Origin of the sequence: Streptomyces sp. NPDC086777, assembly GCF_040702065.1 — a bacterium.
Classification (GTDB): Bacteria; Actinomycetota; Actinomycetes; order Streptomycetales; family Streptomycetaceae; genus Streptomyces.
This window is the reverse complement of record NZ_JBFBJI010000026.1, coordinates 113,849-137,739: the sequence shown is the minus strand read 5'-3', so window position 1 is coordinate 137,739 and position 23,891 is coordinate 113,849. Positions and strand designations below refer to the sequence as shown.

General features: G+C 67.7%; 21 protein-coding genes and 6 pseudogenes. 10 read left to right on the top strand and 17 right to left on the bottom strand.

Annotation, left to right across the window (positions count from 1 at the left end):
* Together AB0472_RS31490 and AB0472_RS31485 are read left to right on the top strand one after the other, a co-directional pair.
* A pseudogene (locus tag AB0472_RS31490) lies at positions 1–129 on the top strand (IS481 family transposase); the annotation flags it as partial.
* 84 nt (positions 130–213) lie between these two features.
* The gene (locus AB0472_RS31485) at positions 214–681 is read left to right on the top strand and encodes a hypothetical protein (RefSeq protein WP_366361397.1); all 468 of its coding nucleotides are present in this window, start codon (positions 214–216) and stop codon (positions 679–681) included.
* 16 nt (positions 682–697) lie between these two features.
* Here the strand turns inward: AB0472_RS31485 and AB0472_RS31480 are convergent, their stop codons facing one another.
* The 8 genes and pseudogenes from AB0472_RS31480 to AB0472_RS31445 form a co-directional block, all read right to left on the bottom strand.
* Entirely contained in the window at positions 698–1,558 is an 861-nt protein-coding gene (locus AB0472_RS31480) for an IS5 family transposase (RefSeq protein ID WP_366361395.1), read from the bottom strand.
* A 39-nt stretch (positions 1,559–1,597) separates the two neighbouring features.
* Positions 1,598–1,777 (bottom strand): annotated as a pseudogene (locus AB0472_RS31475) (leucine zipper domain-containing protein); the annotation flags it as partial.
* A gap of 111 nt (positions 1,778–1,888) precedes the next feature.
* Complete coding sequence (locus AB0472_RS31470) at positions 1,889–2,710, bottom strand: SDR family NAD(P)-dependent oxidoreductase (RefSeq protein ID WP_366361393.1); 822 nt, start codon at positions 2,708–2,710, stop codon at positions 1,889–1,891.
* 294 nt (positions 2,711–3,004) lie between these two features.
* Positions 3,005–3,880 (bottom strand): NmrA family NAD(P)-binding protein, encoded by an 876-nt coding sequence (locus tag AB0472_RS31465; protein ID WP_366361391.1) that lies wholly within the window; start codon positions 3,878–3,880, stop codon positions 3,005–3,007.
* Positions 3,881–3,980: 100 nt separating this feature from the next.
* Positions 3,981–4,640: a helix-turn-helix domain-containing protein gene (locus AB0472_RS31460; RefSeq protein WP_366361389.1), complete on the bottom strand. Its 660-nt coding sequence runs from the start codon at positions 4,638–4,640 to the stop codon at positions 3,981–3,983.
* A gap of 870 nt (positions 4,641–5,510) precedes the next feature.
* Positions 5,511–5,834, bottom strand: coding sequence for a hypothetical protein (locus AB0472_RS31455; protein ID WP_366361387.1), 324 nt, complete (start codon positions 5,832–5,834; stop codon positions 5,511–5,513).
* Positions 5,835–6,010: 176 nt separating this feature from the next.
* Positions 6,011–6,982: a helix-turn-helix domain-containing protein gene (locus tag AB0472_RS31450; RefSeq protein WP_366361386.1), complete on the bottom strand. Its 972-nt coding sequence runs from the start codon at positions 6,980–6,982 to the stop codon at positions 6,011–6,013.
* Positions 6,983–7,061: 79 nt separating this feature from the next.
* The gene (locus tag AB0472_RS31445; RefSeq protein WP_366361384.1) at positions 7,062–7,499 is read right to left on the bottom strand and encodes a hypothetical protein; all 438 of its coding nucleotides are present in this window, start codon (positions 7,497–7,499) and stop codon (positions 7,062–7,064) included.
* Between the two features lie 588 nt (positions 7,500–8,087).
* Between AB0472_RS31445 and AB0472_RS31440 the strand changes: the two genes are divergently transcribed.
* Complete coding sequence (locus tag AB0472_RS31440; protein ID WP_366361382.1) at positions 8,088–8,888, top strand: alpha/beta hydrolase; 801 nt, start codon at positions 8,088–8,090, stop codon at positions 8,886–8,888.
* 397 nt (positions 8,889–9,285) lie between these two features.
* A pseudogene (locus tag AB0472_RS31435) lies at positions 9,286–9,603 on the top strand (DDE-type integrase/transposase/recombinase); the annotation flags it as partial.
* A 249-nt stretch (positions 9,604–9,852) separates the two neighbouring features.
* On the opposite strand, the gene AB0472_RS31430 reads toward AB0472_RS31435, so the two are convergent.
* From AB0472_RS31430 to AB0472_RS31420, 3 genes and pseudogenes are all read right to left on the bottom strand, one after another.
* Positions 9,853–10,656: an alpha/beta hydrolase gene (locus tag AB0472_RS31430; protein ID WP_366361380.1), complete on the bottom strand. Its 804-nt coding sequence runs from the start codon at positions 10,654–10,656 to the stop codon at positions 9,853–9,855.
* Between the two features lie 220 nt (positions 10,657–10,876).
* A pseudogene (locus AB0472_RS31425) lies at positions 10,877–11,062 on the bottom strand (ISL3 family transposase); the annotation flags it as partial.
* Positions 11,063–11,348: 286 nt separating this feature from the next.
* Complete coding sequence (locus tag AB0472_RS31420; protein ID WP_366361378.1) at positions 11,349–12,215, bottom strand: oxidoreductase; 867 nt, start codon at positions 12,213–12,215, stop codon at positions 11,349–11,351.
* 131 nt (positions 12,216–12,346) lie between these two features.
* Between AB0472_RS31420 and AB0472_RS31415 the strand changes: the two genes are divergently transcribed.
* From AB0472_RS31415 to AB0472_RS31400, 4 genes are all read left to right on the top strand, one after another.
* Positions 12,347–12,793, top strand: coding sequence for a helix-turn-helix domain-containing protein (locus AB0472_RS31415; RefSeq protein ID WP_366361376.1), 447 nt, complete (start codon positions 12,347–12,349; stop codon positions 12,791–12,793).
* A gap of 76 nt (positions 12,794–12,869) precedes the next feature.
* A complete protein-coding gene (locus AB0472_RS31410) occupies positions 12,870–13,049 on the top strand; it encodes a hypothetical protein (protein ID WP_366361374.1) in 180 nt (59 codons plus the stop codon).
* A 668-nt stretch (positions 13,050–13,717) separates the two neighbouring features.
* The gene (locus AB0472_RS31405) at positions 13,718–14,824 is read left to right on the top strand and encodes an alpha/beta hydrolase (RefSeq protein WP_366361373.1); all 1,107 of its coding nucleotides are present in this window, start codon (positions 13,718–13,720) and stop codon (positions 14,822–14,824) included.
* Positions 14,825–15,308: 484 nt separating this feature from the next.
* Positions 15,309–15,698 (top strand): hypothetical protein, encoded by a 390-nt coding sequence (locus AB0472_RS31400; protein WP_366361371.1) that lies wholly within the window; start codon positions 15,309–15,311, stop codon positions 15,696–15,698.
* Positions 15,699–15,704: 6 nt separating this feature from the next.
* On the opposite strand, the gene AB0472_RS31395 is transcribed toward AB0472_RS31400, so the two are convergent.
* Complete coding sequence (locus AB0472_RS31395) at positions 15,705–17,468, bottom strand: FUSC family protein (RefSeq protein WP_366361369.1); 1,764 nt, start codon at positions 17,466–17,468, stop codon at positions 15,705–15,707.
* A 157-nt stretch (positions 17,469–17,625) separates the two neighbouring features.
* Here AB0472_RS31395 and AB0472_RS31390 point away from each other — a divergent pair, with 157 nt between their 5' ends.
* Together AB0472_RS31390 and AB0472_RS31385 are read left to right on the top strand one after the other, a co-directional pair.
* Positions 17,626–17,751: a hypothetical protein gene (locus AB0472_RS31390; RefSeq protein WP_366361367.1), complete on the top strand. Its 126-nt coding sequence runs from the start codon at positions 17,626–17,628 to the stop codon at positions 17,749–17,751.
* A 3-nt stretch (positions 17,752–17,754) separates the two neighbouring features.
* Positions 17,755–17,964 carry a hypothetical protein gene (locus AB0472_RS31385; protein WP_366361365.1) on the top strand — a complete coding sequence of 70 codons (210 nt, stop codon included), beginning with the start codon at positions 17,755–17,757 and terminating at the stop codon, positions 17,962–17,964.
* Positions 17,965–18,002: 38 nt separating this feature from the next.
* Here the strand turns inward: AB0472_RS31385 and AB0472_RS31380 are convergent.
* From AB0472_RS31380 to AB0472_RS31360, 5 genes and pseudogenes are all read right to left on the bottom strand, one after another.
* Positions 18,003–19,074 (bottom strand): annotated as a pseudogene (locus AB0472_RS31380) (formate dehydrogenase); the annotation flags it as partial.
* 2 nt (positions 19,075–19,076) lie between these two features.
* Positions 19,077–19,817 (bottom strand): annotated as a pseudogene (locus AB0472_RS31375) (ISAs1 family transposase); the annotation flags it as partial.
* A 441-nt stretch (positions 19,818–20,258) separates the two neighbouring features.
* On the bottom strand, positions 20,259–21,782 hold the full coding sequence (locus AB0472_RS31370) for an aldehyde dehydrogenase family protein (RefSeq protein WP_366361363.1): 1,524 nt from the start codon (positions 21,780–21,782) through the stop codon (positions 20,259–20,261).
* Positions 21,783–21,884: 102 nt separating this feature from the next.
* Positions 21,885–23,141, bottom strand: a complete 1,257-nt coding sequence (locus AB0472_RS31365) for a GAF domain-containing protein (RefSeq protein WP_366361361.1) — start codon at positions 23,139–23,141, stop codon at positions 21,885–21,887.
* A 102-nt stretch (positions 23,142–23,243) separates the two neighbouring features.
* Positions 23,244–23,846: an N-acetylmuramoyl-L-alanine amidase gene (locus tag AB0472_RS31360; RefSeq protein ID WP_366361359.1), complete on the bottom strand. Its 603-nt coding sequence runs from the start codon at positions 23,844–23,846 to the stop codon at positions 23,244–23,246.
* Between the last annotated feature and the right edge of the window lie 45 nt (positions 23,847–23,891).

Genomic DNA, 23,891 nt, shown 5'->3' with positions numbered 1-23,891 from the left:
AGCAACGACGAGCGGACCGCGGCCCTGGCAGACTTTCTGCACACCTACAACCACCACCGCTGCCACACCGCACTCGGCGGCCACCCACCGATCAGACGTGTGAACAACGCTTCGGGTCAATACAACTAGAGCGTGTCTCTTTGATCCGTTGGCTCTTGGAGGCATCGGCCCCCGCCTGACGGTTGACGGCCACATGCGTGGGATTCTGTCGGGATGGATACATTCACGGCCCGGCTGGACGGCGCATGGGAGTGGTGGTCGGCCGCTATCGAGGAGGCGCAGGAGGGGCGCTGGGTTCGTGATCCTGTGGAGCGGCAGGTGGTGGCGGACGTCATGGCCGCGACCAATGCCCTGCACGGCGGTCGACTGGCTCCGTTCACCGAGGACTCGTGGCACGTACGTATCGGGCGGATCGCCAATTGGGCTGGGGTACTCCGGCTCGCTGCCCGAGCAGGGGGGTGGGAACTCCAGCCCGTGGTCGGGCGCAGCCCGCAGCACCCTGCGGGTATGGCCGAACTGTTGTCCGGCATCTACGCGATCGGCGAGCAGGGTGAGAAGTGGATGACACAGCTTCTTCGAGAGCGTCAGGTACCACCAGAGAAGGAGATCGCCCAGGCGGAGGGCTTCCTGACCGGGCCAGGGTCCATGGAGGATCTTGAGCTGTTCTTTTACAGCAGCTGACAGACATTCCGCTCGGTCAGCGTCGCGCCCAGAGCAGGATGGCGGCGAATTGGAGTGCTGCCTGGTACGCGATGGCGAGCTTGTCCGTCCGCATGGCCAGACCGCGCCATTGCTTGAGCCGGTTGATACATCGTTCGACCGTGTTGCGCTGCCTATATGTCTGGGCGTCGAACGCAGGCGGTCGACCGCCTGCGCGGCCTCGTCGCAGACGGTGTCCCACCTGGTCGGACGGCTGGGGAATGACGGCAGGGATCCCGCGCCGGCGGAGATGCCCCCGGATCGCGCGGGACGAATACGCGCGGTCCGCCAGAACGGCATCCGGCCGGGTCCTTGGCCTTCCCGGCCCGTTTCGCGGAACACGGATGCCTGCCATCACGGCTTCGAAGGCTGGTGCGTCGCCGGCCTGCCCGGCGGTGACGCGGAGTGTCAGAGGGCGAGCGTGACTGTCGCTGGCCAGGTGGACCTTCGTGCTCAGGCCGCCACGGGAACGTCCGAGCGCGTGGTCGTCGGGTTCGGCCCGGTCCGGCGCCCCTTTTTCCTGGCCCTGGCGGCATGCTGGTGGGGCCCGGCAGACGGTGGAGTCCACTGACACGATCCAACCGATGTTGTCACGGTCGTCGGCTGCAGCCAGGACTGCGGTGAGGATCCTTTCCCAGGTTCCGTCCACGGCCCACCGGATCAGCCGTTTGTGAGCGGTCTGGAACGAGCCGAGTTCGTCCGGCAGGTCCCGCCAGGGCGAACCAGTGCGGTACTTCCACGCGATGGCCTCAAGGGTCCGACGATGGTCGGCCCATCGCCGACCTCGGACCGGATCGGCCGGTATCAGCGACTCGATCCGGCCCCACATCGCATCAGTGATCACTAACCGGACAGACACATTCGATCAACTGACTAACCGATCAAAGAGACACGCTCTAGAGCGATCGTGCATCCCGGCCTCGCCCAGCTGCCGGTTACGGCCGGCCCAGCGGGCGGCAGTGGTGTGGCTGACCTGGAAGTGTTCCGCGGCCCTCCGCAAGGGCCAGCCGTCGTCCACGACACACCGGGCTAGACGCAGCCTGCCGGTCGGGGTCAGCGGGGCATTGCGGTGGGACACGAGGGCCTCCTGAGTGCCGGTGGTAGATGTCGCAATCCACACCGAACCCAGAAGGCCCTCACCTCTTCAAGCACCCAGACCGCGTGTCACCAACGTCCCGGGACAGCACATCTAGCGCCTCTTCGAGAGTGATTCGGTGAAGTCGCCGGCCCGGGACAGTTCCTCAAGCCGGCGGTCGAGGGATTCCCGGATCGTGGTCAGAGCTTCCTGTCCCACAGCGAGACGAACCGGGGGCTCCTCCACATCGGCCACGTGAAGAATGGCCTCGACCACGTCACGCGGATCCCCGAGATCCTCCGGCGCAAGTTGCGACACCTTCCCGAGCACAGCGCCGACCGTGGGGGCATACACCTCGTTCGGGGGCTCCACCACGGCGTTCGTGATGAACCCAGTCCCGTACGTACCCGGCTGAATCGCCGTGGCCGTCACACCTGTCGGGGCGAGTTCCAGAGTCAGTGCCTCAGAGATCAGCTCCAGCGCGCTCTTGCTCGCGGAGTACAGCGCTGAACCGGGCCATGCATAGGCGCCAAGCTCGGAAGACAAGTTGATGATCCGCCCGCGTCGCGCGCGCAGGTACGGGAGCGTCGCACGAACGAGAGACAGCGGAGCGAAGACGTGGGTCTCGAAGACCGCCCTGACCGTTTCCTCCGTTACCTGCTCGACCGACCCGAAGACTCCGTATCCGGCGTTGTTGACCAGCACGTCGATACCGCCGGCGTCGTGTATCGCCGCGGAGATGACAGCCACACCCTCAGCGGTGCTGATGTCGGCCACCACTGTGGCGACGCCCGGATGCTCCGCGGTCAGAGCAGCCAGGCTCTCTTCGTTCCTTCCGGTGCCGATGACCGCGTCTCCCCTGCGGAGGACCTCTGCGGCCAGCTGGCGGCCGAATCCGGAGGATGCGCCGGTGATCAGCCACGTCTTCTTACTCATACTCTGATCCTGTTTCTGAATATCTCTTCAACACGTCGTGGTATCTCGTGTTGTGTCAAAGTCTCGACAGTCACGTGCGTCGCAGAAAGCGTGCTTCTGCGCAGCGGGAACGTAGTGGCGGTCTCGAACTACCGGGTCCCGTCACCGAGTCGTCGGTTTCCGAGATGACACCGTTCGGTCAGCCGAACCTGCCAGCGAGAGGTGCTCGATCATCGGAGGTTCGGTGCCGCTCTTCCGAAGGTCTTTGGACTCCGAGTCGCGCCGGGAGGGTTCCTTCACGAATTTCGGACGGGTTCATCCGGTGTGCGAGGAAAAGGCCGACCGGTTCTTGGCGACAAACGCCCGGACGTCGAGAGGATCCTGGCCGCCGATGCTCTTGACAATGTTGTTCGTCCCGGCGAAGACACCGTTCTGGTAGTCGACGGCGACTGCCTTCAGGTGCTGGATGAGGTATGCCGGCGCCCCTCGACCCTCGAGGATCGCCGTGAAGCGGTCGAGGTCGATGGGCACATACCTGACCTCTTCGCCCAGCTCCTTGCTCATCTCCTCGGCGATCTCGTAGTGGTTGAGTTCCACTGCCCCATACAGCGGGTAGATCTTTCCGTCATGGGGCTCCGGGTTCTCCAGAATGGCTGCGATCACCCTGGCCTGGTCACTTTCTGCGATCGGGGCGTGACGGCCGTCGCCGAAGGGGAGCGCCAGTTCGCCGGTGCCGTCGGCCCACGTGTTGATCAACCACTGGGCGAAGAACGTCGGCCGCAGATGCGTCACCGGCACGGGGAAGCGGTCGAGTACCTGCTCCGCGACCCAGTGGTGGCGTGCGGCGTTGCTGGCGGTCACGCGGGCGGCGGAGATCTGGGACATGTTGACGATCGCGCCCACGCCGTTCTCGTGTGCCGCCTGGGCCACGTTGGCTGTCGCGTCGATGAGGCCGGGCATGATCGGGTAGGTGAAGTACAGGGCGTGGATGCCGTGTGCCGCCTTTGAGATGGAGTCGAGGTCCAGCACATCGCCGACGACTACTTCCGCCCCCAGACGGGCCAGCCTCTCGGAACGTTCGTCTTCTTTACGAACCAGTGCGCGGACGTTGTGCCCTCGTTCGAGGAGAAGCTCGACGGTGTGCCCACCGGTCTTACCTGTCGCCCCGATGACCAGAAGATTACGTGCCATGATCGTTTTCCTTCGTGTGTGGTTTGTCCTCCGCGGTGGAGAGCGGTGAGGACTGTGTATGTGGTCAGCCCCCGCTGTCCGCTGAAAACCGGGAAGGTCCTCAGGAGTCGCGCATGTCCTCGGGCAGCGAGAAGAAGTCGAAGAAACGTCGCGCCTGACGGACGTCCCCCTCCGCCGTCAGTTCGCCTGCTTCGATCGCACTGTCGGCTGTGACGTGCTTCTTCGCGAGGGCGTAGAACGTTGCCTTCTCGCAGGTCAGGCGCAGACCGGGGGTCATGGGCGCCGGGCCCGTCTCGACGCGGACGCGATGGCCGTCGCCTTGTATCCAAAGGGTTTCTTCGCCGATGTGCAGTTCGGTCACGGTGGTGAATCCCGCTGCTCCAGGGGCAGCCGTCAGACTCATCGCAACGACGCACCACTCCGCCCGGTCGGCGTAGTCGGCCGGAGACGGGTCCAGACCCGCACCCCATTCCACCAAGGACGCCAGTACGGGGAGCAGTTTCTCCCCCCGGGGGGTGAGGCTGTAGGCAGAAGCGCGCCCAGGTCCGGGAAGGGTCGTGCGCTGCAGCACTTCATACTGCTCGAGGTGCTTCAGCCGGGCTGCCAGAAGGTTCGTTCCCATGCTCGGCAGGGAGCGGAGCAGGTCGCCGTACCTCCGGGGTCCCAGGGCGAGTTCTCTGACGATGAGAAGAGTCCAGCGCTCTCCCAGTACGTCGAGGGCCCGGGCGATGACACAGCTCTGCTCGTAGCTACGACTCATTCCACTACCTCCGACGTGCTCTTTGCCGGCGATGCGCAACCGCCTGGTCCGATGCTTCAAGGCTGACGGCAGCGCGCGCCCGCCGAGCCCGGAGGGCTGGAAGACAGCACAGCCGTTCTTCTGTGCAGGGCGCCGTAAGGCGCGCCGCTGACCATGTCGAATGACATGCAGCCTCGCCCGGCCGACGGACCGGGCAGCTGATCGTCAAGGAACCCATGCCGCCCGCGCCGAACCGACTTCCATCCGGGTACTTGAAAAACATATAGTCAGCGCTACATGTTTTTCAACCAAGCGTGGAGTCGGATCATTCCCGGTCCGGCGAACTGCTGTGGGTTGTGCCCGTTGCCATCCGGTAGCCGCGTGCGGCCACGGCCTGCACGGATCTCCGACTGCTGCCCGGCGTCAGCGCCCGCCGCCGGTGTCGGCCTGGCTCTCCTGGCAGGGGCTCGTCGGACTGTCCAGGCAGCCGTGCGCTGCGCTACGGCACGGCTCCCACCGGTAAGTGATCACAGCGCCCGCTGGTCGAAGCGGCCGACGGGGCGGCCCTGTCCGCTCGACAGTGCAGGTGTCCTGCATTCCTCCTGCTGTCCGGCCCGGCGGATGCCACGTGCGGCCCCGGACGGATCTCGTGTGTCTCGCGGCCTGGACCGGCCGGTGCTTCCGGAGTCGCGGTCCCTGTCGTCCCGACCGGACGTGGCAGCCCGACGGCGGACCGGTGGAGGTGCAGCCCACTCGGCGCGTGTCTGCCATCGGCCGCGATGCGTGCAGTGCGCCTTTGGTGGCACCGGCTTGCCCCTGCGCTGCGACGGGAGGCCGGTTCGGCATCCCGATTCGCGTCGTGGCCTCGTCGCCCCCGCTCTGCGGACGCTTTCATGCGGCGGAGGTGCGTCGGCGGGCTTTCCCTGCCAGGATCTTTCGATCCAGGGGGACGCGCGCGGCTTGACGAGGCGGCAGATCGGACAGCCGGCACCTGCCGATGCCGTCCCGCACGACCTCCTGGACCTGGATCCATTCGGCGTCCAGTTCTGCACCTCTCCGGCGTGTATGTTCAGGCACGGTGCCCGCTTTATGGGCTGCTGCTCGCTGCGCTTCTGCTTCGCTGGCCACCCCACGCACCAGGTAAAAGTGCCTCACGTCCGTTCCGGCCTCGGACCAGAATCGGAATCCAACCATCCACATGGTGTGGCTGTTCATCGTCGTACTCCTCGGGGAAGCGGCTACGCGTTCCCTACTTGAAAATCGCGTAGTTTCGTATTCTGTAACCGCATCCCGAATGTCATTTCTTCCGGCCTGTACGGCCTGTCCTATGGGTTGTCGGTTTTATTGCGGTCCGTGGCAATGCCCTTTTCTCCGGGTGCCGGGAGCACGGCTCACCGGGTCTTTGTGTGCTGGAAATTCCGGCGGTAGCTGCTGGGCGTGACACCGAGGGCCTCACGGAAACGCGCGCGCAAGTTGGTGCCCGTGCCGAGTCCGCTCTGGCCGGCGATTTGCTCGATCCCCAGATCGGTCACTTCGAGCAGTTCACGGGCGTGGTTGACACGGGCGGTCAGCAGCCACTGATGGGGGGTGACACCGGTCTCCTGGCGCCACATGCGGATCAGGGTGCGGGAAGACACCTTGGCATGCCGGGCGAGGGCTTCCAGGTGGAGTGGTTCGTCAAGATGCTCAAGGGCCCAGGTGCGGGTGGTATTGAGACTGTGGGCAGTGGGTTCGGGCAGGACCCGTGGAATGTACTGGGACTGCCCGCCTTCCCGGTGGGGCGCTGCGACGAGGTCGCGGGCGATGTCGTTGGCGACGGCGGCCCCGAGGTCTTTGCGGACGATATGAAGGCACAAATCCACTCCGGATGTGACCCCGGCAGAGGTCAGCAGCGGGTCGTCGTCGATGTACAGCACGTCGCGGTCGACATGGACGTCCGGGTAGAGCTCCTCCAGCGCATCGGCACCGGCCCAGTGCGTCGTCACGGTGCGCCCGCTGAGCAGGCCGGCCGCGGCAAGCGCGAAGACGCCCGTGCAGATGGCCGCGATGCGCGCGCCGCGTCTTGCTGCCACCTGCAGTGCGGCGGCAGCCTCCGAAGCCGGCGGAATCCGGAAGTCCTGGTAACCGGGCACGATCACCGTGTCGGCCTGGGCCAGGGCAGCAAGTCCCGCGGTTGTACCGATGGTGAATCCGGTGCTGGTGGCGACATCCCCTCGGGCCACGCCGCACACCGTGAGCTCATACGGTGTGTCCGGCCGGTCACTGAAGATCTGCGCGGGAATTCCCATGTCGAGCGGGTAGACCCCATGCAGTACCAGGACAGCTACCCGGTGCCTGTTCTTTTCCTGAGGTTCCGCAGTCATTGTCGGCTCCTGTTTTTCGCGGCCCGGCGCACGGGGGCAGCGGTGGGGGCGGGGGAGGAGGCGGTCCAGGCGCCGGGAGTCATGCGCCGGTGGTGGAGCCAGGGCGGACGATCATCAAGACCGTCACGGCCGCCCACAGAAGGTTGAACACACCGGACATGCCGGCCAACTGGCCCGGCGCGGCCTGTGCCGGTCGGTGCAAGGCCCGTTCCTGCAACGCCACCGAGGCGAACAGAACCACCGCTGCCAACACCGTCAGGATGATCGAGGCGGACAGCCACGGCGACCCCAGAACATGCATGCGTTGCGCGGTGATCATCCCCAGGGCCGGCACGGTCAGACTCCCCGCCGCATAGACACGACAGATCCGGTGCAATATCCGCAGGCCATCTCCCGAGACCGTGGAGTCGCCCTGGATACGGCGCAACGAGGCGGGGAACATACTGGTGGCCACCGCAACCGGGCCGACCGCCGTAATCGCCGCAAGGACGTGCAGGGACAGAAAGAGCTTGGTCATCAAATGTCTTCCGAACGGCTCTGTGAGTAGCCATAACGCTAGGAGACCGCCTTCGGCCCAGGAGTGGGAAGCCGTGCCACCCTCCGCAACAAAAGTGCCAACCTTCTCACCTGTCCGACGGCGCCCAGTCTCCGGAGCCTGGTGTTCGCTCCCGCGGCCCGCAGCCGCCCGCAAGGTGACAGCCACCCGCTCCCGCCGTCCCGGCTGCGAGAGCGCCCCCGACTCCGGCGACGCAGGTGCCACTCGACGTGCTGCCCAGTCGCGCATCACTTGCGCAGTCCCGCACGTGCATCCATATCCGTGCTGGGCGTGGAACACCCTCTCGGACCCCATTTCCACGTTGGGCGCCGCCCACGTGTCCTGCCTCGGATCGGCTGACTTCCGGTCCGACGGCGCAGACGCAAATCTGAGCCCATAAGCCGGAAGGCGGCAGACTGTCCGGAAAATTACGGGTCACGGCAGTAACGGCCGTAGCCGGTCATCTTCCGGGAGGCGATGGTCTTATCCGTGATGGTCCGGTGGCGGGCCCGTCATGCCGGCAGCGTTGCAGCAGCGCGACGCGCACGGTCGATACAAGGACATGACACCTTGAGCAACCAAACTCCTGTCGGACGCTATTTCGACGTCCAAGGCGGTCGTCTCTACGCCCATGTGCGCGAAGGAGAAGGGACGACCCTGGTATTCATGCACTACTACGGTGGCTCCCATCGCACGTGGCGGCCGGTCGTCGAGCGGCTGGACCCGTCCCAGCCATTCGTCTCTCACGACCACCGTGGTTGGGGGCTGTCGACGGCCATTGCCGGTCCCTACGACATGAAGCAGCTCGCCGACGACACCCAGCGCGTCATCGAGGACCTTGCCTGCACCAGCTACGTGCTTGTCGGCCACTCGATGGGTGGCAAGGTCGCACAGCTCGTGGCCTCCCGGCGACCCGGCGGCCTCGAAGGCATCGTTCTCGTCGGCCCGGCCACTCCCGGACCCGTCGGCATCACCCCCGACTCGCAGGAGGCTGCGAAGCATGTCTATGACAGCGTCGGGGCTGTGGAGCAGGCCATCGACGGGTTCCTCGCCAACCGTCGCCTGAGCGACGAACTGAGGAGTCAGATCTGCGAAGACAGCACACGCCCCACTGAGGAAGTGCGGTGGGCCTGGCCTCTCCACGGCGCTGTCGAGGACATTTCTGCCGGCCTCGACGCAATCGAGGTGCCTGCCCTTGTGCTGGCCGGCAGTCACGACAAGGTGTCTCCGCCCGAGACCCTGCGCGAGCACCTCCTGCCGAGGATTCCCGAGGCGGACTTCGTCGAACTCGAGGGCATCGGGCACCTTTCGCCGCTGGAAGCTCCGGAGGAGGTCGCCGCGCACATCAGTGAGTTCATCGAGACGCTGTGACCGGTCCTGATGTAGCCGAGGAAGCTGTCCGGCGGCTGCCTGACGGCCCCAATCGGCGTGCACACGGGATGATGCACGCTGCTGGGCGAGATGGCCTCAAGCCGAGCTGATGGCAGTCGAGGGGAGGCACCTTCGTCCGGAACCCCGTCGGCCGAGAGCCTCATCGGCGATGGACAAGTGCAGTGGGTGAATCACCATCCGTCTTGTCCGGCAGTGGTGAAGGCGTGGCGCATCCGTACTGTGTGGAGCTGCAGTCTGTGAACTGGGCGGCACGGCGCTCGTATCAGGCCGTTGCCGCCTGATCGGCACAACTGCGTGCGAGCGGCTCGCGTGAAAATGTGAAGAGGGTCCTGTTCGGCCCTTCGGCAGGCATGGTCGGACAGGGTCCGCGCCGCTCGTGTTCGGAAAGAAGCGCGGCAGGATCAGGAAGGCCGGCCCGCCGGTGCACGACGACCTGGTCCGCCGCAACTTCACCGCTGACGCTCCGAACCGGCTGTGGTCCGCCGGCATCACCGAACACACCACCGGCGACGGGAAGCTGTCCCTCTGCGCGATCAAGGACGCCTTCAGCAACAGGATCGTGGGCTACGCCATCGACGAGCGGATGAAGTCCCGCCTGGCCGTCACAGCCCTGGACAACGCCGTGGCCCGGCGCGAACACGTCGACGGATGCGTCCTGCACAGTGAACGCGGATCGCAGCCGCGGTCCCGGAAATCGTGACCATGTCCGAGACGACGCAAGCGTTCCCTGACAACACCGTGACAGAAGCCGAGGGCGGATGTGCCCGGTCCTGCACGGGCGTGCGTTCGACCCGAGTCAGGGCGGGACCAGCAGGCTGTGGTGGCCGGAGCGCCTCAAAGCCTGAGCATGTTCCTGGACGATGACGCACGCCAAGTGAATCAGCGACTCACGGGTGCTGGGTTGCACCCAGCACCCGTGACTGACTCGGTCGCACCCGTGCGCTCATCTCACGGACGAGGCAGCTGACTGGATCACCTTGGTTACTGCCGCAGGGTCCGAGACGAGCGTCAGGTGGGAACCGCCCTTGTAGAGCGTCACCTTGGATCCCGCCCTGTGCGCCATCTTCTGCTCCGAGGCAGGGGTGATGATCTGGTCACCGCTGCTGATGAAGTACCAGGAGGGAATCGTCTTCCACGCCGCGTACTTGGAAGGAGTGTTGAAAGCCACGGTTGTGGCGGCACGCTGCGTGGCCCACAGATTGACCGCCTGGCCATGGGGCACGCTGCTTGCGAACTTGGTGACGAACACGTTCTCCTTGAGATAGAGAGCGGACGCGTTGGACGGGGCGTTCGGGTACGGCACGGCATCGTACAGGTCAGCCGGCGACCCCTTTGTCAAGACCGACGTCGGGCCGCTGAGCTGTGCCGTGGTCTCGCCGACCGCCGGCGCGGCGGCGTCGACATAGACGAGCGCCTTGACGTTGCTGACCCCCTGGGCGGCGTTGGTGATAACCGATCCTCCGTAGGAGTGCCCCGCGAGGACGATCGGGCCCTTGATGCTCTTCAGAAAGTCGTGAACCGTCTGCGCGTCAGTCGTCAGGTCCTGAAGAGGGTTCCCGATGGCACGGACCGTGTAGCCAGCGCGGCGCAGCAAACTGATTTCGCCATTCCAGCTCGACGCGTCCGCCCAAGCTCCGTGCACCAGGACAACGGTGGGTTTTGTCTGGCGGGCAGCCTGGTGCACGGTGTCCACGGCACCGCCAGGCACGGCCGCGGCGGTAGTGGTGGCGGCGATCGCTGCCGCCACCACAGTTATCACGACATCGCGGCGTGGAAAGCAAGCCATCTGGGGCCTCCCTGTCCGGAATCGTCGCAAGGACGCGGCGGAGGGTAGATGAAGGCCACATGGGAACGGCGTGGGAGCCTGCCGAGGCCATGAACAGCGTCCCTGCCTCACCATATGACGGTAACGCCGCCCGGCCACGTCAGCATCTGGCAGGGAAAACGAGTGGACGCCGAAGCCGGCGGCGATCTCCGAGTGGCTCGTGTGCCAGCCGCCGGGTCACGGTGTCACGCGGTGTGCCTTCGCAGCCGCAGCGGCGGCACCGCTGATCGGACTCGACGACCCGGCACGCGAGAACCGCACGATCCGGGGCGAGTCGCTGACCGGTGACTTCGAGCCCGAGCTCGTCAAGGCGGCAGAACGTAGTCATGTCAGCGCAGGCGAAGCCCCCCTCAGGGGTAGCGTCGTGCAACGTCAAGGTCTTCCAGATGGGCCTGGCGTAGGAACCCCCTTCCTCAAGACCTCGACGCCTACCCGGCCACCGACGCGGGGTTGGCTGCCACCGCCGGTAAACACAAGTTCCTGACGGTCGAAGATCTGAAGTCAACCAGGTGAGGGCGAATCGTCCTGCTTCGGCCCCGGTCGCACGTAGGTGACCGGGGCCGAAACGGGAACGGTGACTTCGGTCGTGGCTTGCAGGCCGTCCTACGGGGCATTCAGCGCCCGATGTCGTCCAGCTCGGTCAAGTCCTCATGAGAGAGGGAGAGCCCCGCGCCGGCGATGTTCTCGCGCAGGTGCGCTGTCGATGAGGTGCCGGGGATGAGCAGGATGTTCGGTGATCGCTGCAGCTGCCAGGCCAGCGCGACGGATATCTGTGTCGCCTTCAACCGAGCGGCGACCGCCGAGAGCGCCGAGGAGTGAAGCGGGGTAAAGCCCCCGAGGGGGAAGGGGGGCACGTACGCGACGCCTTCGGTGGCGAGCCGGTCGATGAGCTTGTCGTCGTGGCGGTGGGCGACGTTGTACATGTTCTGCACGCACACGATCGGCGCGATGCTCTGTGCCTCGGTGACCTGCTCCTCGCTGGCGTTGCTGACCCCGAGGTGGCGGATCAGACCCTGCTGCTGGAGTTCCACGAGCGTCTCGAACGCCTCAGCGAGCGAGCCCGGCTGGGGACCTTCGGCGTTGCCGAGTCGGAGGTTGACCAGGTCGAGTTCGTCGAGCCGGAGGGATTTGAGGTTGTCGTGGACCTGGCGGCGCAGATCTTCGGGTCGCCGGGCCGTGGGCCGGCCACCCTGTTCGTCGCGGGTCGCGCCCACCTTGGTCACGATGTGCAGCGACTCGCGACAGAGGTGCAGTGCCTCGCGGATCAGCTCATTGGTGACGCGCGGCCCGTAGGCGTCGCTGGTGTCGATGTGGGTGATACCCAGGCCGACCGCTTCACGCAGAACGGCACCCTCGCGATCGGTGGGCGGCCCCATGACCCACGGGCCGGCCAGTTGCATGGCGCCGTAGCCGAACCGGGTGACGGTCAGTTCACCCAGAGTCCAGGTGCCGCCGGGAAGAGAGAGGGAGGATGTGCTCATCCGGTTGCCTTTCGTCGTGCACTTCGGGGTGGCGCCTGCTGCCCCCCTGCATCCGCATTGGAGAGAAACTTCCTGTCGGGAAGTAGGCACTTTGGAGTGCGTAACCCACCCATCGGTGAGAGGCGCGATCAGTGACGACGATGAAGGCGGCCCAGAAGAGGGCTCAGGCCAAGGTGGAGTACAACGCGTTCCTGGCAGGGTGCCCGAGCCGACAGCTGCTCGACCGAATCTCGGACAAGTGGGTCGTCCTGATCATGTGTGCGCTGGGCGGTGACAGCAGCCCTGGCCAGCCCGGTGCAGCACACGCAGACGCTCCGAAGGCGATGCGTTACTCCGAGATCTCTCGTCTTCTGGCCGGGGTCAGCCAGAAGATGCTGACCCAGACGCTACGGTCGCTGGAGCACGATGGTCTGCTCACCCGTACCGTGACGCCGACCGTCCCTGTCACCGGCTCCTACGAACTGACCGACCTCGGCCTCTCGCTCCAGCACATGACGCGCGGGCTCAGGAACTGGGCGCAGACACACATGGCCGAGGTCCTCGCAAACCGCGAGAACTACGACGCTCGCACCTCCTGACGACTCACATCCAACCGTCCAACAGCTCTATGTTCTCGGCGCTACACCCTCACCTGCGAAGAGCCCCTTTGTAGGTATGTACGATGGCAAGCTCCTTGACGAGGGCGTGCGCCGCGTCGTCGAGCACGGCGACGCAGTCATCATGGCCGGCACGTTGACGAACGACTTCAACACAGGTGCGTACAGCTCGAATCTCGATCCCGCCCGGATCATCGACATTCGTCACCACCACGTTCGTGTCGGCGGAATGACTTAAGAGGCCGTGGAGATGAACGATCTTCTCCGTGCCCTCGCGGAGCAGCTCCCGCGCAACCAGTGGCGTCGTCCGGCGGAGGCAGCGATCCGTATGTCCGCGCCGGACGCGGGTAGCGACGCTCCGATCACTGCCGCGAATCTCTACCCCCGCTGGGAACGCTTCCTGAAGCCGGACGACATCCTGGTCGCCGATACGGGGACGTCTCCATGGCATGGCCTTCACACGACTCCCCAAGGCGCGACCTTCCAGAACCAGACCCTGTGGGGCTCGATCGGCTGGGCCACTCCCGCGGCAGGGCCGGGCGCAGTCAGCTGCGTTTGCCGGAGCCGGCTCATTGGTACGGCTCCGCCACGTCGACCATCTGCTCACCGGGCGGCCGCCTCACGCAGGCTGGACCGTCGCAGACGAACTGGCGCATGTTCGTCCAGACTGGCAGCGCGCTGCGGCCGAGGCCGAGAGTCCAGCGCACATCCGGGCACCACCCCGCCCCGTGACCGCGCGGAACTACGTGCCCTGTGTGGGCTAACCCTGATGGCGCATACCGAACGGACCAACCACGATTACGGAGGGGGGCGACTCTTTCACCTAGGGAATCCGCAGACATGAGAGCAACAGACGCGCGAGCAATACGCGCCGTGCCCGGGACTCGCCGCCTGCGTCACTTTGCCGTGGCGGTGTTCCTGACCGCGACGGCGACCACGATGAGTGCCTGTGGCACCGTCCATGACGGCGCCACGCCGGGTACCGAACAGGGCAGGGCGGCAGTGGCCTCGGACGCCGCATATGTGCCGTGCGGCAACCCACCGCAGAAACTGGAGACGGTTGACCAGAAGTTCCTGGACCAACTCGCGGCCGCAGGCGGCAAGCCCCTGTACGACCTGTCGTACCCGGCCGCCCGTGACGTGCTGAACAAGCTCCAGGCGGGCCCCGTCCCGATGCTGCCCGCGCAGGTCACCGAGCGTACTGTGCCAGGCGGCCCGACGGGGCCGGTCAACGTGCACATCGTGCGCCCCGCAGGCGTCAAGGGAACGCTGCCTGGCATCGTCTATATCCACGGCGGCGGCTGGGTCCTCGGCAACTTCAAGACCCACGAGCGCCTCGTCCGTGAACTCGCCAACGGCGCCCGCGCCGAGGTCGTCTTCGTCGACTACACGCCCTCTCCCGAGGCCCAGTTCCCTGTCCCGGTCGAGCAGGCGTACGCCGTCGCCAAGTGGGTCGGCGCGCACGGCGCCGAGATCAGTCTGGACTCCAGCAGGCTGGCCGTCGCCGGTGACTCCGTCGGTGGCGACATGACCGCCGCGGTCACGATAATGGCCAAGCAGCGCGGCGGCCCGCACTTCCGCCAGCAGGTCATGCTCTACCCCGTCACCGACGCCAACTTCGACACGGCGTCGTACTACCGCTACGCGGAAAACTGCTGGCTCACCCGGCCCGCCATGAAGTGGTTCTGGAACGCCTACGCTCCGAAGGCCGCCGACCGCGCCAACCCGCTGGCCTCACCGCTGAAGGCGACCGTCCAGCAACTGCGTGGCCTGCCGCCGGCCTTGGTCATCACCGACTCCGACGTGCTGGTGGACGCCGCCAACTCCTATACAGCGAAGCTCAGGTCAGCTGGCGTGCAGGTGACCTCGACGCACTACAGCGGAGTCACCCACGACTTCATGATGCTGAACGCGCTGCGTGACACGCAGGGCAACAAGGCGGCGGTCGCCCAGACCACGGCGACCCTGCGCGAGGCGCTCCATGCGTCGACGCCCCCCGCCGCCGGCAAGTAGGACAGGCCGCCTTCCCGGATCCGGACGTCAGAACGCGGCGGTGCCATCACGAACCCGCCGCGTTCCGCGTCCGGTTAACCGCCCTGCTTTGGAACCTGTGCTTACCCGCACGCCCCCTGACCCGGCTCCTGCCACGGGCGCTGCGCCAGCATCGCATCGTCTCCCTGTGCACCCTCCTGGCCTGGCACTAACGTCTGGTCAAGGACAAGTGGACGCAACCCGCCTCACTTGGACGCACTCGCTGTTCAACGCCCGGACCTCGTCCTGCCCTCCGGGCCAGCGCAGATCCGCGTAGAACGGGCCGTCACCGTTGGACCGTGGAACGAACGGCGGCGTGGCTGGCCGGCTGCCGCCGCCTGCACCGCGTTCGCATACCGCCCTCTGAAACAGCTCACGCACCTGGTCACCTATTCGGACTTCCTCCGGACAGCGGAAGACACCCTTGGACGCAGCTACCACCTGGTCTCGGACGGTCACGCCGCCGATGCGGACGTGCACTGGACCACCGCCCGCTCCGCCCGCCTGTGCCGCCGCGCACTCCGAGGCACTGCGGCCCGTTCTCGCCCGCCTCGAACCGTCGGACGCACCCGCACCCGAGCGTCTGCACGACCAAGGACTCACCTCGACCAGAACCGGCCCGGCGGGTCTGCTGCGCGACCTGCTGGACCTCTACCAGCTCGTCAACCTCGTCGACGTCACCTGGGCACAGCTCGGCCGGGCCGCCTGCCCCATCCGCGACCGGGAGCTGCTCCACATCGTCGATGACTGCTCGACACGGACGGTGGCACAACTCGACTGGGTGCGCATGCGCATGAGGACAGCCGGCCCCCCAAACCCTGGTGGCCGCCACATAGATCACGCCCACCAGCCGTAGGGCCGGTCATACCCAACGGCGGTGCAGTCGGTCCAGCAACAGATAACTGCGTTCTTCCGCCGCGGCGAGTTCGGCGGGGTCGATTCCCGCCGGCCACAGTTCACCGGCGGCGGCATCGTCGGCATCACGCAACTCCACCACGGCCTGCGCCAGACGCACCTGAACGTCCGAGGGCGGCGGTCCGCAGTGAGGGGCCAGGGCCTCTTCCGCGCGTTCCACCGCCTGCGTGCATGCGGCCAGCGCGCTCTCCACCCGCACAGCGGCATGGTCGTCGACCACCAGCAACGCGCAGACCAGCCCCACGGCGATCCCCAGGAAGCTGGCGAGCCCGCGGTCGTAGACAAGTTCACCGGCGGATACGGGGGTGGCCATGTCGCTCATCAGCAGGGCCATCGGCGTCACGAAGACGACCCCCAGGGTGTAGTTGCGGACGACGGCGTATTCCAGCAGGAACTCCAGGAGCACGATCACCAGGGCCAGGACCTCAGGACCCGGGTGTGCGGCCAGCACACCGACGGCGATCAGCAACCCGACGACGGTGCCCATCGTCCGCTGGGCGGCACGTTGCGCTGTCGTGCGGATGTTGACCGAGTGCAGCACGGCGGCCGCCGAGATCGCCGCCCAGTAGCCGTGCCCCAAGCCCAGCAGAAGTGCCAGTCCTCCGGCCACCCCGGTGCCCAGGGTCATCCGCAGCGCCGGAATCACCCGGACCGAGATGTGGCCGGACCTGGCGAGGTGCCGACCCAGCATCAGCTCGGAGGCGCGCCGGACGGCCGCGTCCGCATGCAGCGCGGCCGGCCCCAGGGCGCTGCGGTCCCGGTCACCTGAAGCCGCACAGGACTCCAGTTCGGGCAGCAGCGGCACCGCCCGGCGGCGTCGGTCCGCGAGCAGAAGGGCCTGGCGGCGTAGGTGCTCCGGCGTCACGGGAAGGTCGTCGGGCGACCGCCGTACGGAGCCGATCAGCAGGAACCATGACATGTCCGTCAGACGCGCGCAGATCTCCTCGCGCCCGCTGTGCTGCAGCTTCGTCGGCGGTGCGAGGCCGAGGGATTGGTACGCATGAAGCGCGGCCACCGTCGCCCGGTACCGCAACTGTCCCGTGGCCTTGGTGCCGGCCCCGTGCAGCAGGTCCGCGAGCGCGCGCAGTGCCGCGGCGACGGCGATGCGCTGGGGGCGGTCCGGATGGACGAACCAGCCCACCACGGCCAGCACCCAGGCCACCGCCGACGCCCCCGCGGCCAGCCCGGTTCTCGGGAGGACATCGGCGAGAGCGGTGGAGGTGTTGGCGGCCACCGCGAAGGAGAAGAGCAGCAGCACCGCACCCAGTCCGCCCAGCCGGTTGGCATCGCAGGCGAACTTGGCCAGCCCGGCGACCACGGCCGTCGCCGCCACCACCGCGACGGCACCGGCTCCGCCCGCCCGTGGCTGGGCTAGCGCGGCCAGAGCTGCACCGAATCCCACGCACGCCGTCATGGCCACCCCGACCAGGGAGAGCACCCGAGCACGGCGCCCGTACGGCAGATTGCGCCCGAACGTGGTGGTGAAGGAGCCCAGCATGGCGTACACCGCCAGATCGGGCCGCCCGGCCAGCACGATCGGCAGCGCCACGACCGCCATGGCCAGAGCCGCGCGCAGGGCGAAGAGGAAGGCTCCGTCCACCTGGTGCACGGTCAGTGCACCGCGCGGGGAGAGCACCCGCGTGACCCCGGCGAGCGAACGTGGCCGGCCACCCCTGATGACGATGGGGAAACCCCTACGCGAAAACGGCATGGCCCGTATATGTCCCCTCTTCCGCCTTTTCGTAATCGCCGTATGGGCCCAATGGTCCGGATGAGGGCGGAGCCCCGCGCTGAGCGGAGGGAATGCCGCTAGTGCGATGGCGCGTAGCACGTGTTTGCCGCGCTCCGCAATCCCGCGGCTTGCTTGCGTGGTGATCGTGGGTGCGGTGATCGGCACTACCGTCGCCTTTCCGACCGACATCCCGATGGGCATCCTGTCGGGCATCGCTGCGATGGAAGCCTTTTTCGTGGTGGTGGGCTGGATGGTGCTGTAGCCGATGGACGCGACCGCGATACACCACCATGCCCGGCGCGAGGACCTGCGGCCCGGGGCTGGGGAACTCGTCGTGATCGCGGCCGCCTGCTGCGGACTGCTCGGCATCGTGGTGCTGGTGCTGAGCAACTCGGACCCCGGTCATGCCGCGACGGCGCTCTGCGCTGTCGTAGTGGGCTCCTCGTTCTGTGTCGGCGCCCTTCAAGGGCCGTGACACAGGGCTACGGCATCCGGACAGGTGGTTGTGAGCCGTCAGCCGCTGACCGGTGCGATGGTGACCTTGACGTGTTTCATCAACGGCTGGTCGCTCTGGAGGCTGTAGGCACCGATCGCGCAGAGCACGTTCATCTCCGGCATGTAGCCGGCCGCGCAGCCGCGCGGGATGTCGTAGGGGATGGCCAGATAGCCGTCGAGGCTGCGGTGGCCGCCGTCCTTGGCGGTGCTGACGATGGCGACCGGGGTGAACCCGGAGATCCCGCGTTCGCGCATGTCGTCCTCGTTCATGAAGACCAGCGTGCGCAGGTTCTTGATGCCCCGGTAGCGGTCGTTGGCCGAGTAGATGGTGGTGTTCCACTGGTCGTGGGACCGCATCGTGCCGAGCGCCAGGGGCGGGGATCACGTCGGGCAGCGGGGCCGCGGAGAACTCGGCGAGGCCCGAGGGGGTGAGGAAGACCAGTTCGCGGGCGGGCTGCTTGATGCGGAACCCGAGCGGCAGGCGCACCCGGCGGTTGCAGTCCTCGAACCCGTCGAGGACCCGCGCCATCGTGTCGCGGATGCGGTCGTAGTCCTCGATGTACCACTCCCAGGGGGTCCCGCTGTCCGGGAGCGCGGCGCGCGCGATGCCGGCGATGATCGCGGGCTCGGACAGCAGGTGCTTGGAGGCGGAGCGCTTCATGCCGACGGACAGATGCACCATGCTCATCGAGTCCTCGACCGAGGTGCTCTGCAGTCCGCCGCGCTGGTGGTCCTTCTCGGTTCGGCCCAGACACGGCAGGATGAGCGCCCGGCGTCCGTGCGCGAGGTGGCTGCGGTTGAGCTTGGTGCTCACCTGGACCGTGAGCTCGCAGGCTCGCAGGGCCGCGTAGGTGTACGGGGTGTCGGGCGCGGCGAGGGCGAAGTTGCCGCCCATGCCGACGAACACCTTCACGTCGCCGCGGTGCATGGCCCGGATGGTGGCGACGGTGTCATTGCCGTGCTCGCGGGGCGGGTCGATCCCGCAGACCTCGCCGAGCCGGTCCAGGAATGTCTCGCTCGGCCGGTGGTCGATGCCGCACGTACGGTTGCCCTGGACGTTGCTGTGGCCGCGTCCCGCCAGGGCAGGGCCGCGAGTTGGCTGTAAGCGGTCGGCTGGTTGGTTTTGATCACGGCGACGTAGTGGGCCTTCTTGGTCTCGACCAGCCAGGAGATGTTCGCCTTGACCGAGTGCAGCGCGTCGAAGGTGACGATGGCGCCGGCCAGGTCCAGCGGCGCCAGCAGCGCCTGGAAGTGCGTGGTTTCGTTCGTCTTCGCGCCGACCTCCACCTGGGCGAGGGTCACGACGCGGCCGTGGGTGACCGCAGAGAGCAGGTGCCGTCGCGCCGAGGTGAGACGGGCTGAGCCCTTGAGTGCCTTGCCGTCGACCGCGATGACGCGCCGCCGCCCGGACGCGGACGCTGACACGGCGGGCTCGGTGGCAGTGCGGTGCCGGTCGGCCAGGTAGGCACCCACAGCCCGGTCCAGGGCGTCACCGTCGACGGCCACCAGCACGCGCCCGATCGTGGCCGGCGCCGGAGTGCGCCGCCCCCTCAGTGGATGGCGGCGGACACCGAGGATCGCCAGCAGCGTGTCCGAGGCACGCTCGCCCCACTCGGCAAGTTCGTCGATGCTCTTCGCTCCCGAGACGACCGCGCAGGCGCACACCGGCAAGATCGCCGTCAGCGAGTACCACCGGCCCTGCCGCGAGCGCGGGTCGGGCACCGAGTCGAGGTAGGGGCGCAGATCAGCGACCCGGTCAGCGTCCAGCGGACCCAGCTTCACCAGCACGGCAGGGACAGGAGAAGATATGGCAGCAGGCACGGGCCACCTCATGATCATTGGGCTTCAGACACCATAATGATCACGAAGCCCGTGCCTGCTCTGCTATGCACCCCAACCGGTCGCCACCCCACCAGCCGTACGACCCCGGAACTTGCAACTGCCCTGGGTGTGGATCCCGCCGAGTGCGCTCGGAGAGCGGGCCAGGGCATCCAGGTTCTCTTCCGCTACTACGCGAAGTTCCTGGCCGGGACCCGAGACCATGCCAACCAGTTGATCGAGGAGTCGATGAATCGTTGGGAGGGTTCCCCATCTTCTGGCGAGGCTGAGTGATCGGAATCTGGTCCGGAAATATTCCGAACCAGGTGGGCAACACTGGGACACCAGTGGGGCAGATCGGGAGCAAGGCATCGTTTTGCTTTGCTGCCTGAGGCAGTGACCGAGAAGGGCGCCTGAGGGGAGATTTCCCAGCTCAGGCGCCCTTTTTCTGTGTCTCTAGAAGAAGCCCAGCCTCTTCGGCGAGTACGACACCAGAAGATTCTTCGTCTGCTGGTAGTGCTCCAGCATCATCTTGTGCGTCTCGCGGCCGATCCCCGACTGCTTGTAGCCGCCGAACGCCGCGTGTGCCGGGTACGCGTGGTAGCAGTTGGTCCACACCCGGCCGGCCTGGATCGAACGCCCGGCGCGGTACGCGGTGTTGATGTCGCGGGTCCAGACACCCGCGCCGAGGCCGTAGAGGGTGTCGTTGGCCGTCTTGATCGCGTCGTCGAAGTCGTCGAAGGACGCCACCGAGACGACCGGGCCGAAGATCTCCTCCTGGAAGATCCGCATTCGGTTGTCGCCCTCGAAGATGGTCGGCTGGACGTAGTAGCCTCCCTTCAACTCGCCGTCGTAGTCGATGCGTTCACCGCCGGTGAGGATCTTCGCGCCCTCCTGCCGGCCGATGTCCAGGTAGGAGAGGATCTTCTCCAGTTGGTCGTTGGAGGCCTGGGCGCCGATCATCGTGTCGGTGTCCAGGGGATGGCCCGGCTTGATCTGCCGGGTGCGGGCGACCGCCGCCTCCATGAACTCGGCGTAGTGGCCGCGCTGGACGAGGGCGCGGGACGGGCAGGTGCAGACCTCGCCCTGGTTGAGGGCGAACATCGTGAACCCTTCGAGGGCCTTGTCGCGGAAGTCGTCGTCGTGCGCCCAGACGTCGTCGAAGAAGATGTTCGGGGACTTGCCGCCCAGTTCGAGCGTGACCGGTTTGATGTTCTCCGATGCGTACTGCATGATCAGCCGCCCGGTGGTGGTCTCGCCGGTGAAGGCCACCTTCGCCACCCGCGGGCTGGACGCCAGCGGCTTGCCCGCCTCCACGCCGAACCCGTTGACGATGTTCACCACGCCCGGCGGCAGCAGGTCCGCGATCAGGCTCATCCAGTAGTGGATGGAGGCCGGGGTCTGCTCGGCGGGCTTGATGATGACCGCGTTGCCCGCGGCGAGGGCCGGTGCGAGCTTCCAGGTGGCCATCAGGATCGGGAAGTTCCACGGGATGATCTGCGCGACGACCCCGAGCGGCTCGTGGAAGTGGTACGCCACCGTGTCGTCGTCGACCTCGCCCAGCGAACCCTCCTGCGCGCGGATCGCCCCCGCGAAGTACCGGAAGTGGTCGATCGCCAGGGGGATGTCGGCGGCCAGCGTCTCGCGCACCGGCTTCCCGTTCTCCCAGCTCTCGGCGACCGCCAGCGGTTCGAGGTGGGCCTCCATCCGGTCGGCGATCTTCAGGAGGATGTCGGAGCGCTCCGTCACCGAGGTACGGCCCCAGCCCGGCGCGGCCGCGTGCGCCGCGTCCAGCGCCCGCTCCACGTCCTCGGCGGTGCCCCGTGCCACCTCGGTGAACGGCTGCCCGTTCACCGGGGACGGGTTCTCGAAGTACTGACCGCGGGCCGGCGGCACGTACTCGCCGCCGATGAAGTGGTCGTAGCGCGCCTGGTAGGAGACGATCGCGCCCTCGGTGCCGGGCGCCGCGTAACGGGTCATGGTGGCCTGCCTCCTTGCAGATGCGCTGCCCGCCGTCGGGCAGCTCCCGGCGCGGAGGCTAGGGGAGCGGACGTTGCGAACACGTTGCGCCGCGGGCCGGCGTCAGCCGGCCGGTGCCGCGAGCTCCGCCTCCAGGGCCGCCAGCCGGGACCGGACGACCGCCGTCGGCCGCACCGCGGCCAGCGCCCGCCACACCTCGACGTCGTCCTCGCCCCACGGGGCGTGCGCCCACTCCGCCAGCAGGTCGGGGTCCTGGCACCCGATCAGCGCGGCCCGCAGCCCGTCCGCCAGCCGCTGCCTGAGCCGGACGACCGCGGGTGCCTGCGAGCCCGGCAGCAACGGGCCGGTGTACGCCCCTACGGCGGCCGTCACCGCGCCGGCCTCCAGCCGCCGCTCCACCACGCCCGCGTCCGACTCGACCGGCGCGGCCAGCCGGTACGGACGGGAGGCGAGCAGCCCCGGGCCCAGCAGCCGGCGCAGCCGGACCAGTTCCGCCCGCAGCGTCACCGGCGTCACCGACTCGTCCTCGTACAGCGCGCAGAGCAGTTCGTCGCCGGTCAGCCCCTCCGGGTGGCGGGACAGCAGCATCAGCAGCTCGCTGTGCCGGCGGCCGAGCCGGATGCGGCGGCCGTCCAGCCGGAGCTCGGCCTCGTCGCGGCCGAGCGCCGTCAGCGCGGGGGCCTCGTCGACGGGTGCCGGCGGATCGAGCAGGGCCAGCTGTGACTCGGCGGCCCGCGCCACCGCCTGGACGAAGCCCAGGCTGTGCGGATGCGCCAGCCGGTCGCCGCCGGTGATGTCGACCGCGCCCAGCACCCGCCCGGTGCGCGGATCGTGCACCGGTGCCGCCGCGCACGTCCACGGCTGCACCCGGCGGATGAAGTGCTCCGCCGCGAACACCTGCACCGGCCGGTCCACGGCCACTGCCGTCCCCGGCGCGTTGGTACCGACCGCGGCCTCCGACCAGCGCGCGCCCGGCACGAAGTTCATCCGGTCCGCCCGGCGCCGGGTCGCCGGATGCCCCTCGACCCACAGCAGCCTGCCGTCCGCGTCGCACACCGCCAGCAGATGCTCGCCGTCCGCCGCGAACGTGCCCATCAGCTCCCGGAACAGCGGCATCACCCGGGCCAGCGGATGCTCCGCCCGGTACGCCCCGAGGTCACCGTCCGTCAGCTCCACGCGCGCCGCGCCGTCCGGCCCGACCCCGGCCCGTGCGGAACGCCGCCACGACTCGGCGACCACGGACCGCACCGGGCGCGGCACGGTGCCGCCCGTGGTGAACGTCTCGTGCGCCCGGCGCAGCACCCGGGCGTGCTCGGCAGGGTCGGCCCCCGGCTCCAGGGCCACCCAGGGATCGGTCAACACGGCCTCCCGACGGCGATGCGGCTGGGGACATCGTCGTGCGGGGTGTTCGCGCCGACAACCGTTTCGACCGGCCTCCCTCCGCCGACCGGGCCACCGGCCTCACTCCACCTGTCCCACCAGCCTCATGTAGCGGACCCAGTCCCAGTGCTTGCCGGGATCGGTGTGGTCGGTCCCCGGCACCTCGACATGCCCGATGACGTGCTCCCGGTCCTTCGGGATGCCGTACCTCTCGCAGATCGACGCCGTCAGCCGCGCCGACTCCGTGTAGAGGGCGTCGGTGAAGTACTCCGGCCTGTCCACCCAGCCCTCGTGCTCGATGCCGATGCTCCGCGTGTTGTAGTCCCAGTTCCCCGCGTGCCAGGCCACGTCGGTCTCCCGCACGCACTGCGCGACATGCCCGTCGGCCGAGCGGACCAGGTAGTGCGCGGACACCCGCTTCTTCGGGTTCTGGAAGATGGACAGCGTGCCGGCGTACGCCTGCTGCGTGACATGGATGATCACCCGGTCGATCGCGTACTCGTCGGGGCGCAGCGCCGGGGTCCGGTTCTCGCTGCTCGCCGCCTGCCACTCGGCCGGCGGATAGTCGACGACCCCGGTCCGCGCGCCCGCCCGGCCCGCGGGGAGCAGCGCATACGGGACGGCGGCGAGGGCCGCGCCCTTCAGGAGACGTCGCCTGCTGGGGAGCGGTCGTGCCCGGTCCATGGATGGCGTGCCTTTCGGAAGCGTGCTCGCGGCACGGGGGAGTCG

Excerpts from the sequence above, each read along its gene's own strand:
- AB0472_RS31485 (WP_366361397.1), top strand. The coding sequence starts at position 214 with ATGGATACATTCACGGCCCGGCTGGACGGCGCATGGGAGTGGTGGTCG.
- AB0472_RS31470 (WP_366361393.1), bottom strand. The coding sequence starts at position 2,710 with ATGAGTAAGAAGACGTGGCTGATCACCGGCGCATCCTCCGGATTCGGC.
- AB0472_RS31465 (WP_366361391.1), bottom strand. The coding sequence starts at position 3,880 with ATGGCACGTAATCTTCTGGTCATCGGGGCGACAGGTAAGACCGGTGGG.
- AB0472_RS31460 (WP_366361389.1), bottom strand. The coding sequence starts at position 4,640 with ATGAGTCGTAGCTACGAGCAGAGCTGTGTCATCGCCCGGGCCCTCGAC.
- AB0472_RS31455 (WP_366361387.1), bottom strand. The coding sequence starts at position 5,834 with ATGAACAGCCACACCATGTGGATGGTTGGATTCCGATTCTGGTCCGAG.
- AB0472_RS31450 (WP_366361386.1), bottom strand. The coding sequence starts at position 6,982 with ATGACTGCGGAACCTCAGGAAAAGAACAGGCACCGGGTAGCTGTCCTG.
- AB0472_RS31445 (WP_366361384.1), bottom strand. The coding sequence starts at position 7,499 with ATGACCAAGCTCTTTCTGTCCCTGCACGTCCTTGCGGCGATTACGGCG.
- AB0472_RS31420 (WP_366361378.1), bottom strand. The coding sequence starts at position 12,215 with ATGAGCACATCCTCCCTCTCTCTTCCCGGCGGCACCTGGACTCTGGGT.
- AB0472_RS31410 (WP_366361374.1), top strand. The coding sequence starts at position 12,870 with ATGTACGATGGCAAGCTCCTTGACGAGGGCGTGCGCCGCGTCGTCGAG.
- AB0472_RS31400 (WP_366361371.1), top strand. The coding sequence starts at position 15,309 with ATGCGGACGTGCACTGGACCACCGCCCGCTCCGCCCGCCTGTGCCGCC.
- AB0472_RS31395 (WP_366361369.1), bottom strand. The coding sequence starts at position 17,468 with ATGCCGTTTTCGCGTAGGGGTTTCCCCATCGTCATCAGGGGTGGCCGG.
- AB0472_RS31385 (WP_366361365.1), top strand. The coding sequence starts at position 17,755 with ATGGACGCGACCGCGATACACCACCATGCCCGGCGCGAGGACCTGCGG.
- AB0472_RS31370 (WP_366361363.1), bottom strand. The coding sequence starts at position 21,782 with ATGACCCGTTACGCGGCGCCCGGCACCGAGGGCGCGATCGTCTCCTAC.
- AB0472_RS31360 (WP_366361359.1), bottom strand. The coding sequence starts at position 23,846 with ATGGACCGGGCACGACCGCTCCCCAGCAGGCGACGTCTCCTGAAGGGC.